The organism is Lysobacterales bacterium (assembly GCA_019634735.1).
Classification (GTDB): domain Bacteria; phylum Pseudomonadota; class Gammaproteobacteria; order Xanthomonadales; family UBA2363; genus Pseudofulvimonas.
The window spans coordinates 175,351-193,080 of the sequence record JAHCAT010000002.1 but is presented as its reverse complement, the minus strand read 5'-3'; the positions used below and the strand labels follow the sequence as shown (position 1 = coordinate 193,080).

Genomic DNA, 17,730 nt, shown 5'->3' with positions numbered 1-17,730 from the left:
TCAGGACTCCGGGTCGTCAGCCGGCGCGTCGGCCGGATCATCGGCCACTGCCTGCGGCGGCGCCTCGGCGGGGGCGTCGGCGTCGCGCGGGCCGGAGGCCGTTGCGGGCCGATCGACGACGGTCACCGCCTGGCCCGAGCGCAACTTGCCGACGCCCTCGACGACGATCACCTCGCCGGCATTGAGGCCCTGGACCACCTCGACCTCGCCACGCCGGCGCGCGCCGGACCGTACCGGCACCTCCTCGACGGTGCCGTCGCCGCGCACCACGAACACCGACTGGCGGTTGCCGACCTGAATCAGCGAGAGCTCGGGAATCACCAGCGCCCGGCGCGGGGCGCTCATCAGCGCCACCGTCATCAGCATGCCCGGCTTGAGCAGCCCGTCGGGATTGGGCAGTTCGGCGCGCACGGTGACCGCGCGGCTGACCGGGTCGACCCGGCTGCCGACCGAAGTCACCACACCGCTGAACTCGCGCTCGGGGAAGGCGATGCTGGTGGCGGCGATCTCCTGGCCGCCGGCGAGGTTCGCCATCAGCGACTCGGGCACGCTGAAGTCCAGCTTGATCACCGAGAGATCGTCCAGGGTGGTGATCACGGTGCCGGGGCTCACCAGGGCGCCGTCGGACACCTGCCGGAAACCGAGCACGCCGTCGAATGGCGCGGTGATCACGCGCTCGGCAAGGCGGGCACGGATCGCGTCGGCGCGCGCCCGCGCGCTGTCGCGCGCCGCCCGCTGGGTGTCGAGCTGGGCGCGCGGCAGGGTCCCCTGGGCGACCAGCGGCTCCAGCCGCTCGAGCTGTTGCTGGGCCTCGTTGAGAGCCGCCTGGGTCTCACGCAGGTTGGCCACCTCGGCCGCGCCGGTCAGTTCCACCAGGACGTCGCCGCGGCGCACCACATCGCCGTCCCGGAAGCGCACCGAGCGCACCACTTCGGTGACCTTCGCGGTGATCGTCACCGACTCGTTGGCCTGGGCCGTGCCCAGCGCCTCGATGCTGTCGGTCCAGGCGGACTCCGCCACTGCCTGCGCGGTGACCGTCGCCGGGGGCGCGGCGCCACGCGGCGCCTGCCCCCCGCCACCGCCGCCGCACGCCGGGATCAGCACGGTCGCGGCCAGGGCAAGGACGGCAGCACGGGGGAAACGCGCAAGGGCGGGGCGCGAAGAGGGCATGAGTGACATCCATGTTGCAGGGACGGGCGGGGACGCCAGCGGAAACAGGCGCCGGGCAGCCGCGTGCCTGGCCGCCGTCGGGCGGCTATGTCGCTGATGATACTGCGCAAATGTGGTGCTTCCGTGGACTGGCGGCGGCACCAACGGTTCACCGATGACGGCACTCGGATCGTCTCGGTGGCTGCGCCAGATGGACCTGCGACCCGCGCCCGGCCGTTGTTCCTTGCCGCGCCTGCGAATCCCGGCCGGGACCGGGGGTATACGCCGGGCGGACCGGACAACGGTCCGTCGGGTCGCTTCTGGTCCGGAACAGACCGCCCGGCTTCAGTCGCGCCGGCGACCGTCGTCGAACACGCCTTCAGGAACGCGCATGCCCTTGGCCACCTTGAAACGCTGGTGACCGGCCACCTGCTCCCAGGCCCGTGCCAGCTCCAGGGCGCCGCGCAGCACGCCGTCGAGCAGGCCGGTCCAGTCCAGGCCATCGTCCAGTTCGGAATCGCGATGGTCGTAACCGGACTGCCGGAAACGCCTGCGCAAGGCCTCGACCCGGTCCAGGGCGGCGAGCGCACCGGCATGTTCGCCGCGTGCCAGCGCCAGCTCGCGGTCCAGGCCGGAGCGCTGCTCGCGCAGGGCGGCGATCGCCGCGGCGTGGTGGTCGTCGTCGAGCCGCGCGGTTCCGCTGGCGGCCTGCGCCAGGCGCTCGGCCGGCACGCCGGCCACGGCCGCCTGCAGCGTCTCCAGCGCCCGGCGGGTGAACTCGTCGCCGCCCTGGGCGAGCTCGGCGCGGCGCGCCAGCAGGCCGGCGTGGCTGGCCTCCTCGGCGGCGAGCGCCGGCAGCAGCCCGGCCAGACGCGCCTCGTCTTCGGCTTGTGCCGACGCCAGCTCGGCATCGCCGGCATCGGACAGCAACTGCGCCTCGCGGCCGAGCAGGGCCGCATGGGCCGCCGCGCGCTCGGCCTCCAGGCGCCGGGCATGCTCGGCCAGATGCAATGGCAGGGCGATGAGCAGCCGGTAGTCGCGTGCCGCGACCGTCCAGCCGACCCGCCGCGCGATCCAGCCGTCGAGCATTCGCACCAGGCCGCCCGCCCGGTAATCGGGCCCGCCGTAACCGCGCAGCCACAGGTAGGTGAACAGGGGGTCGCGCTCGTAGGGGCGACCCTTGTCGACGCGATCCGACTCGGCAATGCCAGCCTTCTCGAGCGCCAGCGCCGCCTGCGAGGCCAGCGCCTGCTCACGCTCCGACAGGGCCCGCCATTGCGGATCGTCGCCATGCCGGCCGCGCACCGCGGCGGCCAGCCGGGCACGCTGGTCCTGGCGCGCGGCGACTGCCGTTGCCAGGTCTTCGCGCTGCCGTTCCAGCGCGTCCTGTCGTGCCTGCGATGCGACCAGCCCGGACTCCACAGCGTCCAGCGCCGACTGCCAGCGGCTCATCTCCTCGGCGGCGATGCGCTCGGCGCGACCCAGAACCTCGCCTGCCTCGCGCGCCTGCACAGCGTCCAGGCGCACCTTCGCCAGCGCCGCGGCATGCCGCGCCTCTTCGGCATGCAGCTGCTCGATGCGGGCGCTCAGTACGCCCATCCTGCGCGCGTGGGCGGCGACCTGACCGCGCAGCGATTCGATGCGGCCGTTGATCTCCGCATAGGCGCGGTGGCCGCGGATCATGGCAGCAGCCCGGTCAGCAGGCGGGCCAACAGCCAGGACAGCCCGAGCAGCGCGCCGCCCGCCAGCAGCCAGGGCCAGGCGCGGTCGCGGGCAACGTACATGCGCGCCAGCAACTGCCCGGGGCCGGGCCGCGGCGGCCGGTACACGAAACGGTCGCGCTTGAGCGCCTCGACGCCCTCGACGATCACCGCATCGCTGACCTCGATGCCCTGGCCGGCGTAGATCGAGCGGATGCGGGCCACCAGGGCGGCGTCGCGCTCGCGTTCGGACAGCGCGTGCTCGGCAAGGTCGACCTGGTGGCGCAGGGTGTCGACGACGTCCATGGCCAGCATCAGCCCCTGCAGGCGATCGGCGTCGCCCGCGCCGGCCGGATCGGCCAGGGGCAGCGCCGTTGGCGCCGCTGCTCGCGACGTCCCGACCGACGACTCGGGCGGAGCCGGGCGCATGGTCGCTGGACCGCCGCCGGCCTCAGGCGCCGGTCGCCGCCGGACCCGGCAGCGACCGCGCCTGGCTGGCCAGCTCGACCAGGCGACGCTTGCCGTCCTCGACCGCCTCGCGCACCTCGATCTCGTTGCGCTCGGACAGCGCGCGCATCTCCTCGACGATCGCCTGCGCGCGCTGCTGGAAGCCGACCACGGCGTCGACCAGCTTCTGCACAGACTCGGCACGGATGGTCGGCCCATAACCGGCGCGGATCGCCGCCTCCTGGACCGCGTCGCCGACCTCGCCAAGGGTCTCCAGGCTCTTGTTGATGCCTTCCTTCATGGCCTCCAGGGTCTGCGTGGACTCGTGCAGGCCGTGCATGCCGGTGAACGAGGCCGACAGCGCAGTGAACACCGTCTCGTTGGTGCCGAAGAAGGTCACCGCCTGCGAGTACACGCGCTCCTTGGCATCGGTGATCTGCATCAGCCGGGCCATGATCACCTCGGAGGTGTTGTAGGCGATCGACAGGTTCTCGGCCAGGTCCTTGGCGATCTGGTAGCGCTTGTCCTCGTCCTGCACCTCGCGCAGCCGGCGGTCGCGCTCCAGCTCCAGCCCGGCCAGCGCCTCGCGGTCGTCGGTGCCGGCATCGGCCAGGGCCTGCCCGGCCTGGGCGAGTGACGCGCGCGCCTGCTCGAGCACCGCCTCGGCCTGGCGCAGCAGGCCAAACGCCAGCACCTGGGACTCCTTCAGGGCGACCCGGAAGTCGCGGTAGGCCTCGAGGATCACCTGCTCGCGCTGGATCTGGTCGCGCGAATCGGCGGCGACCTCCAGGTAGGTGCCGCGGATCCTGTCGAAGCGCGCCGGGATGTCGCCGCGGGTGACCTTCATCCAGATGTTGGACAACCGCTCGAAGGTGTCGATGCGGCCGTCCTCGACCTGCTGCACCATGCGCTTCGCGTCGTCCCGGATCGAGTCGAAGCCCTGGGCGATCGCCTTGTAGCGCTCGCCGATCCGCATCGCGTCGATGTTGTCGCGCACCACCTGGTTGAACAGGCTGGCCTGCGCCAGGGTGCGTGCGATCGCCACCGCCTTGTCCTGGTCGAGGTGGGCGATGCGATCGATCAGCGCCACCACCGGCGCCTCCTCGGAGCGGGTGTCGGCGGGCAGCAGGCCGATCTGGCGCAGGCCGGACAGGGCCTTGTCGAGCTGCTTGAGGGGCTGCACGGTGATCGCGTTCATCGCGGCTGGATCCTCGAAACGGGTCATGGAAACGAAGCGGCGCCGGCGGGAAGGTCCCGGCCGGCGCCGCCAGTGTGGCAGGTGCCCGCGGACGGGCAACTTACGGAAGTCAGGGTCGGACGGCTTCAGCCCTGCCACTGCCCGAGCGCGGCCAGGCCGTTGGCGCGGGCGCGCTCGTAGACCGTCTGCTGCGCCTTGCCGTAGTTGCCAGCCATGTCGGCCGCCCACAGCTTGAGCGCCGCCTGCTGCATGGCGCGGCCGTAGGAGAACGACAGCGGCCAGGGGTGCGGACCGAACCGGTTCATGGCGTTCAGGTGGGCGGTGGCCTGCTCGTCGCTCTGGCCGCCGGACAGGAAGACGATGCCCGGCAGCGCCGCCGGCACCGCGGACTTCAGGCAGCGCACGGTCAGGTCGGCGACGTCGTCGACGTCGGCCTGGTCCTCGCAGTCCTTGCCGGCGATCACCATCGAGGCCTTCAGGATGGTGCCCTCGAGCATGACGTTGTGTTCGTACAGCGCCTTGAACAGCGCCCGCAACGCGGCCTCGGTGACGTCGTAGCAGACCTCGATGTCGTGCTCGCCGTCCATCAGCACCTCCGGCTCGACCATCGGCACCAGGCCCTGCTCCTGGCACAGCGCCGCATAGCGCGCCAGGGCATGGGCGTTGGCCTCGATGCAGGTGCCGGTCGGGATGTCCTCGCCGATGTTGATGACCGCGCGCCACTTGGCGAATTTCGCACCCAGACGGGCGTACTCCTCCAGGCGGGCGCGCAGCCCGTCCAGGCCCTCGGTGACCAGCTCGCCCGGGCAACCGGCCAGCGGCGAGGTGCCCTTGTCGACCTTGATGCCGGGCAGGATGCCGGCGTCGGCCATGACCTTGGCGAACGGCACGCCGTCGCGGGTCGACTGGCGCAGCGTCTCGTCGTAGAGGATCGCGCCGGAGATGTGCTCGGCCAGGTTCGGCGTGGTCAGCAGCATCTCGCGGTAGGCCCGGCGGTTCTCCTCGCTGTCGGCGACGCCGACCGCGGCGAAGCGCTTGGCGATGGTGCCGGTGGACTCGTCGATGGCGATGATGCCCTTGCCGGGCGCGACCATCGCCTGGGCGATGTCTTCGAGGTCCTCGATGCTCATGCGGCAACTCCTTGGGGAAGATCCGGGGGCGGCGCAACCACCGCCGCGGGGCCGCCCAGTATAGCCGGGGGGCGGCCGGGCGCCCGGGCGCGCCAAGGCCACCGGACGTCGCAGCGGGCTTGCCGCAAACGTCGTCCGGCTCCACCCTGTGCGCCCGTTCCGGCCGGACCGCGCAGTGCGCCCGACAGTCCTCCTGCTGTTCCTGGTGTCCGCCACGTCCGCCCGGGGCGAGGCCGGGCTGGTCCTGGACGGCATCCCGGACGAACCCCTGTGGTCGCAGGCCCAGGTGTTCGACCGCTTCCAGGTCACGGTGCCGTACACCCTGGGCGCGCCGACCCACCCGACCCGGGCCCTGCTGCGCGCCCTGCCAGAGGGCCTGGCCGTGGCCTTCGTCGCCGAACAGCCGCCCGGCACGCCGCGGGTCAGGCCGCGCGCCGCGCGCGACTCCGGCATCAACGCCGATCGCGTCAATTTCGCGGTCGACTTCGACGGCGACGGCCGGATCGCCTACAACTTCATGGTCACCCTGGGCCGAGGCATCGCCGACGAGGTGATCACCAACGAGAACATCTACAGCACCGACTGGGATGGCGTCTGGCAGTGGGGGCTGCACGAGGCGGACGACCACTGGTCGGTGGAGATGCTGATCCCCTGGAGCGTCGCCTCGATGCGCGAGTCGGACGCACCGACCCGCACCCTCGGCGTCTACTTCGACCGGGTCGTGGCCAGCCGCAACGAGCGCAGCGCCGCGGCGCCGGTCAGCTACCAGCGGCCGCGCTTCGTCTCCGAGTTCACCCGGATCGAGGTCGACAACCACCGCAACCGCGGGCTGCTGTCCGTGGTGCCCTATGTCTCGGCGCAGCACGACCTGCTGGAAGATACCGGCGAGCTGCGCGCCGGCGCCGACCTGTTCTGGAAGCCGTCCGGCAGATTCCAGCTCAGCGCGACCCTGAACCCGGACTTCGGCCAGGTCGAGGCCGACGACCTGGTGGTCGACTTCAGCGCCATCGAGGTGTTCTTCTCCGACAAGCGGCCGTTTTTCACCGAGAACCAGGGCATCTTCGACCTGCGCACGCCGGACAGCGGGCGCCTGGTCTACACGCGCCGGTTCGGCGGCGGCAGCGACCACGACGGCGAGGCCGCGCGCATCGATGCCGCGGTCAAGCTCAACGGCAGCCTGGCCGGCATCGACTACGGGACCCTGGCGGTGCTCGAAGCCGACCACGCCGACGACCTCGGCCGCGCCTTCCTGGTGCAGCGGCTCAAGGGCGAGTTCGACGGTGTCAGCCTGGGCTGGCTGGGCACCTTCGCCGACCGCCCGTTCCGGGACCGGCAGGCCCTGGTCAACGGCGTCGACGTGATCTGGCGACCCGACGCCCGCTGGCTGGTCAGCGGCCAGCTCCTGGCCAGCCGGATCCGCGAGGCCGGGGTCCGCCGCGACGGCACCGGCGCCTGGTTGCGCGCCTTCTACACGCCGACCGACCGCTTCCAGCACGAGCTGGAGCTCACCCATTTCGACCGTCGTCTGGACTTCAACGATATCGGCTACCAGCGCCGCGCCGACTACAACGAGCTGGAGTGGACCAGCACCTGGCGGCAGACCGGCTTCGCCGCCGACGACTGGCGGCGCAGCGTGACCTGGGCGGTGGAGCCGCAACTGCGCTACAACGACCAGGGCGACCGTTTGCCGTCGGCACTGGTTCTGAGCCGCAACCTGGTCAGCCGTTCCGGCGCGACCTGGTACAGCGACCTGATCTGGGAGTCCGGCGGCGTCGACGACCTGATCTCGCGCGGCAATGGCAACGTCCATCGCCGGCCCCGCCTGGCCAGCCTCTACAACTACCTGGAAAGCCCGCGCGTCGGCAGCTGGTCGTGGTTCGCCGGGCTGTGGATCACCCAGGAGGGCGACCATGGCGGTCTGGCCGCGCAGCCGGAGGGCATCGTCCGCTGGTTTCCGCTGGACCACCTGGACTTCCGGCTTTCGTTCCTGCCGCGCTGGTCGCAGGACTGGCTGATCTGGCAGCAGGACACCCTGCTCGCCAGCTACCGCCGCCGCCAGAATCGCCTGGCCTTCGACACCAACTGGCATCCGGGGCGACGCCACGAGCTGCGCCTGAAAGTGCAATGGATCGGCATCGACGCCTGGCGGCCCACCGCCTATCGCATCGGCGCGGACGGGCGCCTGCTGGAAAGCGACGATGCCCTGGTGCCGTTCACGGTGAACCGCTTCGGCGTGCAGCTGCGCTATCGGTACGAGTTCGCACCACAGCGCGAGCTGTACGTGGTCTACGGTCGAGGCGGCCGCGAACAGCTCTGGGACGACGATCCCGACCACGGCCCCCGACGCGGCATGGGCAGCCTGTTCGGCGACGCCCTGGACCTGCGCGATGCCGACCAGGTGCTGGTCAAGCTGCGCTGGGGATTCTGAGCGGGCTGGTCCTGCCGTGCAGGACGCGGCCGCTGCCCGGCATTCTGCATTGCAGCGCCGCCCCGACCTGTCGTGCAGAGCGCGTGATGGCGCCCCACCCTCGCTGGCACGCGCCTTGCGTGACTGAGCACCCGGCCCCCGCGGCCGCTGCCAGCAGGAGCCCGACCATGGCCCGTCACACCCCCGACAGCGAACAGCTGCACGAACTGCTCTACCAGGCCCTCGAGACCGAGATCGGCGGCATCGCCGTCTACCAGACCGCCCTCACCTGTGCCCAGAACGAAGACCTGCGCGAGGAGTGGCAGGACTATCTCGATGAGACCCGCAACCACCACCGCATCCTGCTCGGGGTGTTCGAGCAGCTCGGCCTCGACCCGGAGACACGCACCCCGGGACGCGAGGTGGTCGCCCACATCGGCGCCGCCCTGGTCAAGGCCATGCAGCTGGCCAAGGCCAAGGGCGATCCCGCCGCTGCCGAGCTGGTCGCCGGCGAGTGCGTGGTGCACGCCGAGACCAAGGACCACCTCAACTGGTCGCTGATCGGCCTGGTCGCCGACAAGTGCAAGGGCGAGGACGTCGCCGTGCTGCGCGCCGCGCATGACGAGGTCGCCCAGGAAGAGGCCCACCACCTCTACCACACCAGCGGCTGGACCCGGGAGCTGTGGCTGAAGGCGCTGGGCCTGCCCGCCGTGCTGCCGCCGCCCGAGGAGGTGAAGAACGTCGAGACCGCGATCGGCGCCTCGCGCGCCGAACAGGCCCGCGACGGCATGGCCAAGGCCCGGCACTGAGGGCCATGGAACCGGCCGACTGGCTGGGCTGGGCGGCGTCGTTCGTGCTGCTCGCGACCCTGGGCCGCCAGGTCCAGGTGCAGTGTGCTGGCCACTGCGTTCTCCACGCACATGCGCGACTGCCCGGTATGGGTGCCGCGCGACTGCGTCGGCGCCATCCATCCCGCGCGGGTGTCGGCGGCGGTTGCCACGCCGTCGGCGTGCGGCCTGGCCACGCGCCGCGCCGGCGCCTGATCGTCGCGGACGGCGCCTGACTACAGCTCGCCCAGGCCCTCGGCGATGCCGCCGACGCCGACCCGCAGCAGCTTCAGGGTGTTGGTGCCGCCCAGGGCCCCGGTGTGGTCGCCGGTGGTCAGCAGCACGCGGTCGCCCTCGGCCAGGTACTCGAGCTCGTGCAGGCGGCGCACCGCCTCGCGGGCGGCAAGCTGAGGGTTGCCGCCGGGGGCGTCGAAGTCGATCGGGTAGACATCGCGCAGCAGGGCCATGCGACGGCGCGCGGCCTGGCTGCGGGACAGCGCCAGGATCGGCACCTGGGTCCGGTAGCGGGACAGCCAGCGGGCGGTGGCGCCGGACTCGGTGAGGGCGACGATGGCACGGACCCCGACCTGGCTGGACAGGAACATCGCGGCCAGCGCGATCGCCTGATCGGTGCGCTCCAGCGCGCTGTCCTGGGCCGCAAAGTCCGGGCGCGCCTCGAACTGCCGCTCGGCGCCCCGGCAGACCCGGGCCATTGTCGCCACAGCGCGATCGGGGTAGCGCCCGACCGCGGTCTCGGCCGAGAGCATCACCGCATCGGTGCCGTCGATCACCGCGTTGGCGACGTCCAGCACCTCGGCACGGGTCGGCACCGGCGCATCGACCATCGACTGCAGCATCTGGGTGGCGGTGATCACCGCGCGACGCCGCTGTACGGCCTCGCGGATGATCTTCTTCTGCAGGCCGGGCAGCTCGGCGTCGCCGATCTCGACGCCGAGATCGCCGCGCGCGACCATCACCGCGTCGCTGGCATCGATGATCTCCGCGAGGTTGGCGATCGCCTCGGCGCGTTCGATCTTGGCGATCACTCCGGCTTCGCCGCCGGCCTGGCGGATCAGCTCGCGGGTCAGCTCCATGTCGGCGGCGCTGCGGCAGAACGACACCGCCACGAAGTCCAGGCCCAGGCGCGCGGCCAGCTCGATGTCGGCGCGGTCCTTGGCGGTCAGCGCGTCGATCGACAGGCCGCCGCCAAGCTTGTTGAGTCCCTTGCGGTCGGACAGCTGGCCGTCGGTCAGCACCCGGGTATGCACGCGCGGCGGCTCCACCGCGGTGACCTCAAGGGCGACAAGGCCGTCGTCGAGCAGCAAGGTGTCGCCGACCACGACGTCGCCGGGCAGGCCGGCATAGCTCACCCCGACCCGTGCGTGGTCGCCGGCCGGTGCATCCGGGCGCGCGTCGAGCACGAAGTCCTGTCCGGCGACCAGATCGACGCGCCCTGCGGCGAAACGCTCGATGCGGATCTTCGGCCCGCCCAGGTCGCCCAGGACCGCCACCTCGCGACCGATCCTCGCCGCCGCCTCGCGCACCGCCCGGCAGCGGCGGCCGTGCTCCTCGGCATCGCCGTGGGAGAAGTTCAGGCGGACCACATCGACGCCAGCCTCCAGGACCCGCGCCAGGGCATCCGGGGGATCGGTGGCCGGACCCAGGGTGGCGACGATCTTGGTTCGGCGCAGGTGTTCGCTCATTGGGGTCATGGAGTCGTCTGAAGAGGCGCCGACGTTAGCAGGAAGGCGTGACGCCGGCCGTCCGCGTGCACCGCGCACCGGCGGCGCCTTGCCCTGGCGGGCCTGGCATGGACAATCGAACACTGCCATCCACCCACCGCAAGGGGCCGCAGATGACCCGCCCGCCCGCGTTCCAGGAGACCATCGCTCCGCCTCCGCTGGCCTGGGCTGTGCTCGCTGGCCTGCTGTTGCTGCCGATCGGCTTCATGGCAGCGGCGCTGGCCAGGGACCCGGACGCCACGCCGGTGCTGCTCCCGGCCATGGTGTTCGTGCTCGCCCTGGTCGGCGTGCTGGTCTGGCCATGCCGGCTGCGACTGGATGCCCGGGGGCTGCACCTGCGCCACGGCCTGTTTCGCCACACCGTGCCGCTCGCCGAACTGGACCCGACCCGTTGGCGCAAGGTGGACCTGGACCAGGAGCGCGGCTCGCGCCCCCTGCTGCGCACCATGGGCACCGGGCTGCCCCGCTTCCGTGGGGGCTGGTACCGCCTGCGCGACCGCCGTCGTGCCTTCGTATTGATCAACCGCTGGACCCCGGCGTGGATCTTCGAGCCCGCCAGCGGCCCGGTGGTGCTCCTCACGCCCGGGCAAGGCAGCAGGTTCATCGAGGCGATCCGGTCGCTGCAAACGGGTTGAACGCCGGGGCGCCGCCAGCCTTCGGCAAGCGGCGCCCCGGTCGCACCCAGCGACCGGCCGCTACGGAATCGGCCAGGTCGGGCAGGCGAAGGTCGTCGAGCGGCTGGCCTGCCCGAAGGCATTCGAGACGGTCACGCTCACCGCCACCGTGTCGAACCGGCCGCAACGGCCGAAGTACCACTCACCCTGCCGGGGCACCTGGTGGGAACTCTGCCACTGGGCCTGGGCCGGGGACGCGGACTGGTACTCCACGTAGCACATGAACATGAGGGAGCCGCTGTTGAAGCGATCCGGGCACACGAATGCCGTGATCGTCGGCGGGCTTCCGCCACCGCCACTGCCGGTAACCAGGGTGGCACCCGCACCCGCCAGCAAGGACTGCAGCGGCTGGAAGAAGGTCACCGGATTGGCGAAGCCGCAATTGGTCCCGTCCGAGCCGAGCTGGCCGCCGCTGGTGACGCCCTGGGCGTGGCCGTCCGGGGTGATGAAGGCGCCGCCCGAATCGCCCTGGCCCACGCAGGCCGAGGCCCGCGTCAATCCGAACACGGTCCCCTGCGGGTAGTTGACGGTCTGGTTGAGGCCGGTCACCGTTCCGCAACGCCATCCCGTACGCGCGCCGGACCGGCAGATCGCGGCGTTGACGGGCGCCTCGTTCTGACCGACCACGGCCAGCAGTCCGCTGCTGGTCTCTACCTGCGGCGTCAGGGTCCAGGCCGGGTTGGTGATGCGTACCCACGCACTGTCGGCGGTCGGGAACACGGACCACTCGAACACGCCCTGGGCGAGGCCGTTGAATCCGGTGGTTCCAGTGCCGACCTGGCCGCAGTGGCCGGCGGTGACGTAGCCGTCCTGGCCGGCACGGCGCGCCGAGAAACCGATCGAACACCAGCCCCCGCTGTTGAGGTTGTAGCGCTGACCGCCGACGATGCTGTTCGCCAGCGCCGGCATCGAGTCGACCGCACGCAGATCGACCGCGGCGACAGGGATTCCGCTGGCAGCCACCAGGTCGATTGCGGGCTCGACGTGCCCATCCAGGAACTCGACGACGATCCGGTTGCGCTCGACGTCCGCATACCAGCCGGCGATCACGAGCCCCCCCGGACGCCGCAGCACCGAACCCCGGTATACGTGGTCGAGGGCGGCGGTCATCGCCTGCAGTTCCTTCAGGCTGTAGTCGACCTGGACCAGATCGACCTCGGCATGGCGGGGGCGTCGCCGCTCCGGCGCGTTCGAAGCGACCACGAGCCTGGCACCGCCCTGCGCGTCCTGGGCGATCCAGGCGCCTGCGAAGGACTCGTCGAGATAGGCCCGGTAGAAATCCGTCAGCTCGCTCATCCGGGCCTGCTGCTGCAGCCACGGGCCGGCCTCATGCGGCGCAACACCGAGGTCGCGCTGCATGGCCACGAGCAGGTCGGGCTCCTGGACCGTCAGCGGGTCGATCGATGCCGCCGGCGACGCCAGTGCCACGGCGCCTACGAGGGAGGTCGCCACCGCCAGGCACAGGGAGGCCGGCGACCGCAGCCAAGCCCTGCGGGAATCGCGTTCGCATTTCATGGTGCTCGTTCTCCGATTGTCTGATGAATGCCGCATCCGCAGGCCGGATGCGGGAACGAATGCAACAGGCGTCGCCTACCGCGCACCGGACTGCCTCGGCCACCGGACAGGGCCGCGTGGCCCTGGGTTGCCGAAGTGCCCCGGAGGAGCGTGGTGGGCGTCCTCATCATACGCAGTGTTCATTTACAGTTTTATGCATTGTCTGTCGTTGTTTTTATGATGCATTTCACGCAAACGTCGGGGTCGATGCTCATCGGACGGGTCGACCTGCGCGACGGGTGGACGACCGACGCCCTTGCCCGGGCGGCAGGGCCGTGCATGCACCGACAGGCTCAGTGGTGCGCCTGGGGCCCTGCCGGCCGGCCTGCGCCGGCATCGATCGCGCCCCCCGGCCAGCAACTCGCCAAGGGCAAGTCCGCTGGCCATCCAGGCCGGGAGATCGGGGATCTGCCCGCTCCCGTTGGCGCCGACCATGCTGGCGCAGCGGCCGATCCGCCGTCCGGGGGCGCCGGCCCAAGTGCTGTTCGCTTTTCCGCGCCACGGGATTCTGTGGAGGCCCGGGTCGCAATCGACCCTTCGGACTGCGCCCCAGAGCCAGGAACGGCGAGCTGGCAGGTACGGCGTCCCTGGCGCCCAGTCCCAGGCGTCAGTGGACCGGCCTGGACAAGGGCGATCCTGGCCGGCCCGGAGCGCCGGTCGCATGCGCCACCATCGAAAGGAGCCCCGAGATGCCACTTGCCGCCCGCGCGATCGTGTTGACCCTCCCGCTGCTGGCGGCGTCCCAGGCCGCTGCCCAGGTCGAACGCTGCGTCCGCAATGAGCCCGAGTTCACCTTGGCCTGGGCGGTGGCGCAGGCGAGCTCCAGCGAGCCGCTGGTGATCCGCCTTGCGCAGGGCGCCTACGACCTGGCGCTGACGCCGCTCGGCAACGATGCCGCCGGGACGCCGGCCGGGCGTCCGGTCTCGCTCCTGGGCGGTTACAACGCTTCCTGCACGAGCCGTAGCCAGGATCCTTCCGCGACCACCCTGACCAGCAGCCGCGAGCTGACCACCCGCTTCGTCAACATCAAGACCACAGGGGGAGCAACCGGCGATCTCGAGCTCGAGCGCCTGCGCTTCTTCAACCTGAACTCGCTCGACCTGCGTACCGAGACCTCCAGTTCACCCGAACGCAGCCTGCGGATCTCGCGCGTGGTCTTCGACCGCGTCCGTTCCACCTTCGTCGGGTTCACCACCGACGTGGTGATCGACAACAGCGTGTTCTGGCGTGGCGGCAACGCGTCCTCACCGGCGTTGCCCTTCACCAGCTGCGCGCTGGAGGTCGACGGGGTGTTCGACTACCTCGAGCGGCTGGTGATCCGGCACAGCACCTTCGTCGCCAGCGAAGGGGCCGGCGCCCTGTGCGTCGGCACCGACCTGGCGGCCGATGCCAACGACTGGTCGATCAACCTGCACAGCACCATCTTCCGCAACAACGGGCCAGTGGACATCCGGCTGAGGAAGCATCCCTCGCGACCCAACATCCCGGCCACCCTGCGCAACAACATCTACGCCACCCTCGACGCCAACCGGCCGCTGACCTCGGCACCGGTGGCGACCCTCAACGTCGACCCGCTGTTCGTGGACGCCGCCGGCGGCAACTTCCGGTTGCAGGGCGCCTCGCCGGCGATCAATTCCGGACGCACCGACGTCAACCTGGTGGGCCAGCTGGACTTCGAGGGCAACCCGCGCTGGTTCGGCCAGGCCCCGGACCGCGGCGCCTTCGAGTCGAACATCGGCTCGACCAGCCCGGTGCTGACCGTGACCAACGCCAACGACTCGGGCCCCGGTTCGCTGCGCCAGGCGCTGATCGACGCCAATGCCGCGCCCGACCTCAACACCATCCGCTTCAACATCGCCGGTGCCTGCCCGCGCACCATCACCCTGGCCAGCCTGCTGCCGGACATCATCCATCCGGTCGCCATCGAGGGCTACAGCCAGCCGGGCTCGGCCCGCAACACCGCCGTACTGGGCTGGAACGCCACCCTGTGCGTGGTGCTCAGCGGTGCCAACCAGATCACCGGTGCCTATGGCTTCAACGTCAACACCGGCGCTTCGGCCAACGCCACGGTCAGCATCGAGGGCATTGCCTTCTCCGGCCATTCGATCGCCGCGGCGCAGTTCATCGGCGGCCGCGACCACCGCTTCACCGGAAACCAGGTCGGCGGCACGGTCGGTACCGCCCTGCTGCCCTCGGCCACCGGCGTGCGGGTCGGCGCCGCCGTCGAGGGCGTCCGCATCGGCGGCCCGGAGCCGGCGGACCGCAACGTCATCGCCAATGCCACCGGCATCGGCATCAACGTTTCCGGCAGCGGCAGCACCCAGCCGTCGCGGACCGCCATCGAGAACAACTACATCGGCACCCAGAGCGGCGGCGACGTCCGCGGCAACAATCGCGGCATCCTGATCCGCGGCTTCGACGGCATCGTGCGCGGCAACGTCGTATCCAACAGCACCTCGCACGGCATCGAGCTGGACGGCGCCCTGGCCATGGCCAATCGCATCGAGGGCAATCGCATCGGCATCCCGGCCGTCTGCGCCACCTGCGCCAACCGCGGCAACGGCGGCCACGGCGTGCTGGTGCGCAACGGCGCCGACGGCAACCGGGTCAACGACAACCGCATCGCCTTCAGCGGCCTGGATGGCATCACCGTCGCGGCGGCCCGGCAGAACACCCTGCGCCGCAACGAATTCCACGACAACGCCGGCATCGGCATCGACCTGGGCGACGACGGCATCAATTTCGCCGACGTCAACAATGCCCAGCCGCCCCCGATCGGCGCGGGCAACGACGCCCAGAACAAGCCGCGCCTGAGCAGCGTGCTCGGCGACGCCGGCACCGCCTGGGCCGCCGGAACGCTGAACACGGCCAACGGCTGGTACCGGATCGATTTCTACGGCGCACCCGGCTGCACGAACCTCAACCTGGGACCGGTGCCGGTCGGCGCCTGGGGCCAGGCGCGCGACTGGCTGGGCTCGACGGTGATCCAGGTCAGCGGCGGCAGCTTCTCCACCAACGGCAGCGGCAGCTTCCAGGGTGTGGGCCTGCAGCGCGCCGGCAACCCGGCCTACTTCGACGAACAGCGCCGGGTGATGGCTACCGCGACCCGCCTGCAGACCAGCGGCGTGCCGCCGTTCGTCAGCTACCGCGACCTCGGCACCTCCGAGCTCGGCCGCTGCCAGACCTTCGCGTTCGGGATCGGCGACGTGATCTTCGCCGATGGCTTCGAGGTGCCTTGACGCGCGGCATGGCGGCGTTTCAGGACGCGGCGGGGCGGGGGCGGCGCGGCGGGGTGGGGGCAGCGGGGGTGTCGGCAGCGAGGGTGTCAGGGACATTTTCCCGCGCCGCGGCAGCGAGGGTGTCAGGGACATTTTCCCGCGCCGCGGCAGCGAGGGTGTCAGGGACATTTTCCCGCGCCGGACTTCGCGATGTGCGGAGATCGCCGCACGGGAAAATGTCCCTGACACCCTTTTCGCCCTGACACCTTTTTCGCGCCCTTGTCGCGCTCGCGCTAGTCGAGCACGATGTAGAAGAGAATCGCCAGGTAGTGCAGGACGCTGCCGGCAAGCACGAAGCCGTGCCAGATCGCATGGCCGTAGGGCAGCTTGCGCCATACGTAGAACACCACGCCGATCGTGTAGGCGGCGCCCCCGGCAAGCAGCAGCACCAGACCGCCGGTGTCCATGGCCGCAGCCAGCGGCTTGATCGCGACCAGGCCGACCCAGCCCATCAGCAGGTACAGGCCGACCGCCAGCCAGGTCCAGCGGCGCAGGAAGGTCAGTTCGAAGAGGATGCCGAGCACGGCCAGGCCCCAGATCACCGCGAACAGCGTCCAGCCGGCGCGGCCGCCTATGGCGGCCAGGGTGAACGGCGTGTAGGTGCCGGCGATCAGCAGGAAGATCGCGATATGGTCGAGCGTGCGCAGGACCCGCTTGGCGGCATCGATGGGAATGCCGTGATAGAGGGTCGAAGTGGTGTAGACCAGCACCAGGGTGGCGCCGAAGATGCTGCTGGCGACCACGTCGACCGTGCTGCCGCGGGCGCTGGCGAAACCGACCAGGACGGCCAGGCCGACGATGCTCAGGACCACGCCCAGGCCGTGGCTGAGGCTGTTGGCCAGTTCCTCGGCGGGTCGGTAGCGTGGCGCCATGGATCGCTCCCGTTGCGGCGATGCAGCATACGCCGCGAAGGGTGTCAGGGACAATTTCCGCGCGCGGCACACCGGTGCGGCGGGGTGTCGGGTGCAGCGCCCGCACCGGATCGCGCCCACTGCGGAAGTCTCCGCCCGAGAAATGATTCCCGACAGCCGTCTTCCACTTCCCGACACCCTGCCCCCCCCGGACACCCGCCATACGCTCGCGAATTGTCGCGAACGTCGCCGATCTGGCCGGCATCTGGACAGATCGCGACACCGGCTTCACACTTGGCCGCCCGCCCCGCCCCGGATCGCCCGTGGCCCGCCTGCTGCTGCTCAACGGACCCAACCTCAACCTGCTCGGCAACCGCGAGCCGGCGATCTATGGCAGCGCCACGCTGGCCCAGATCGAGGCCAGCCTGGTCGAGCGGGCCGGGGCCGCCGGCCACCGGCTGGAATGCCTGCAGAGCAACGCCGAGCACGTCCTGGTCGAACGCATCCAGGCCGCCGGAGGCGACGGCACCGCGTTCATCCTGATCAATCCGGCGGCGTTCACGCACACCAGCGTGGCGCTGCGCGACGCCCTGGCGGCGGTCGCGATCCCCTTCATCGAGCTGCATCTGAGCAACCCGCACGCCCGCGAACCGTTCCGGCACCACTCCTACCTGGCCGACCTGGCGGTCGGCCTGGTGGCCGGGTTCGGACCGCACAGCTACGCCCTGGCCCTGGACGCCGCGCTGGCCCGCCTGGCGGCGGCCTGACGCCGG

General features: G+C 71.1%; 14 protein-coding genes. 6 read left to right on the top strand and 8 right to left on the bottom strand.

All coding sequences use genetic code 11. The annotated features are described in order from the left end of the window. From KF823_03515 to KF823_03495, 5 genes are all read right to left on the bottom strand, one after another. Positions 1 to 1,170 (bottom strand): efflux RND transporter periplasmic adaptor subunit, encoded by a 1,170-nt coding sequence (locus tag KF823_03515; GenBank protein ID MBX3724966.1) that lies wholly within the window; start codon positions 1,168 to 1,170, stop codon positions 1 to 3. A 324-nt stretch (positions 1,171 to 1,494) separates the two neighbouring features. Beyond that, on the bottom strand, positions 1,495 to 2,832 hold the full coding sequence (locus KF823_03510; protein MBX3724965.1) for a hypothetical protein: 1,338 nt from the start codon (positions 2,830 to 2,832) through the stop codon (positions 1,495 to 1,497). Then, the gene (locus tag KF823_03505; GenBank protein MBX3724964.1) at positions 2,829 to 3,278 is read right to left on the bottom strand and encodes a hypothetical protein; all 450 of its coding nucleotides are present in this window, start codon (positions 3,276 to 3,278) and stop codon (positions 2,829 to 2,831) included. The genes KF823_03510 and KF823_03505 overlap by 4 nt, the downstream gene beginning before the upstream one ends. A gap of 22 nt (positions 3,279 to 3,300) precedes the next feature. Continuing rightward, positions 3,301 to 4,494, bottom strand: coding sequence for a cell surface protein (locus KF823_03500; GenBank protein MBX3724963.1), 1,194 nt, complete (start codon positions 4,492 to 4,494; stop codon positions 3,301 to 3,303). Between the two features lie 125 nt (positions 4,495 to 4,619). Further along, positions 4,620 to 5,624, bottom strand: a complete 1,005-nt coding sequence (locus KF823_03495; GenBank protein MBX3724962.1) for a fructose-bisphosphate aldolase class I — start codon at positions 5,622 to 5,624, stop codon at positions 4,620 to 4,622. Positions 5,625 to 5,799: 175 nt separating this feature from the next. Here KF823_03495 and KF823_03490 point away from each other — a divergent pair, with 175 nt between their 5' ends. The 3 genes from KF823_03490 to KF823_03480 all read left to right on the top strand — a co-directional run bounded on the left by KF823_03490 (position 5,800) and on the right by KF823_03480 (position 9,074). Then, positions 5,800 to 8,052, top strand: coding sequence for a hypothetical protein (locus tag KF823_03490; protein MBX3724961.1), 2,253 nt, complete (start codon positions 5,800 to 5,802; stop codon positions 8,050 to 8,052). Between the two features lie 167 nt (positions 8,053 to 8,219). Continuing rightward, positions 8,220 to 8,840, top strand: a complete 621-nt coding sequence (locus KF823_03485) for a hypothetical protein (GenBank protein MBX3724960.1) — start codon at positions 8,220 to 8,222, stop codon at positions 8,838 to 8,840. An 84-nt stretch (positions 8,841 to 8,924) separates the two neighbouring features. Beyond that, on the top strand, positions 8,925 to 9,074 hold the full coding sequence (locus KF823_03480) for a hypothetical protein (protein MBX3724959.1): 150 nt from the start codon (positions 8,925 to 8,927) through the stop codon (positions 9,072 to 9,074). Between the two features lie 20 nt (positions 9,075 to 9,094). Here KF823_03480 and pyk read toward each other — a convergent pair whose 3' ends face one another. Further along, complete coding sequence (gene pyk / locus KF823_03475; protein ID MBX3724958.1) at positions 9,095 to 10,561, bottom strand: pyruvate kinase; 1,467 nt, start codon at positions 10,559 to 10,561, stop codon at positions 9,095 to 9,097. A gap of 152 nt (positions 10,562 to 10,713) precedes the next feature. On the opposite strand from pyk, the gene KF823_03470 reads away from it, so the two are divergent. Then, positions 10,714 to 11,235 (top strand): hypothetical protein, encoded by a 522-nt coding sequence (locus KF823_03470; GenBank protein MBX3724957.1) that lies wholly within the window; start codon positions 10,714 to 10,716, stop codon positions 11,233 to 11,235. A gap of 60 nt (positions 11,236 to 11,295) precedes the next feature. Here KF823_03470 and KF823_03465 read toward each other — a convergent pair whose 3' ends face one another. Beyond that, a complete protein-coding gene (locus KF823_03465) occupies positions 11,296 to 12,789 on the bottom strand; it encodes a S1 family peptidase (protein ID MBX3724956.1) in 1,494 nt (497 codons plus the stop codon). 728 nt (positions 12,790 to 13,517) lie between these two features. Between KF823_03465 and KF823_03460 the strand changes: the two genes are divergently transcribed. After that, positions 13,518 to 16,067 (top strand): right-handed parallel beta-helix repeat-containing protein, encoded by a 2,550-nt coding sequence (locus KF823_03460; GenBank protein ID MBX3724955.1) that lies wholly within the window; start codon positions 13,518 to 13,520, stop codon positions 16,065 to 16,067. Between the two features lie 272 nt (positions 16,068 to 16,339). Here KF823_03460 and KF823_03455 read toward each other — a convergent pair whose 3' ends face one another. Beyond that, complete coding sequence (locus KF823_03455) at positions 16,340 to 16,978, bottom strand: hemolysin III family protein (protein MBX3724954.1); 639 nt, start codon at positions 16,976 to 16,978, stop codon at positions 16,340 to 16,342. Between the two features lie 302 nt (positions 16,979 to 17,280). On the opposite strand from KF823_03455, the gene aroQ reads away from it, so the two are divergent. Next, complete coding sequence (gene aroQ, locus KF823_03450; GenBank protein ID MBX3724953.1) at positions 17,281 to 17,724, top strand: type II 3-dehydroquinate dehydratase; 444 nt, start codon at positions 17,281 to 17,283, stop codon at positions 17,722 to 17,724. The last annotated feature ends 6 nt before the right edge of the window (positions 17,725 to 17,730 follow it).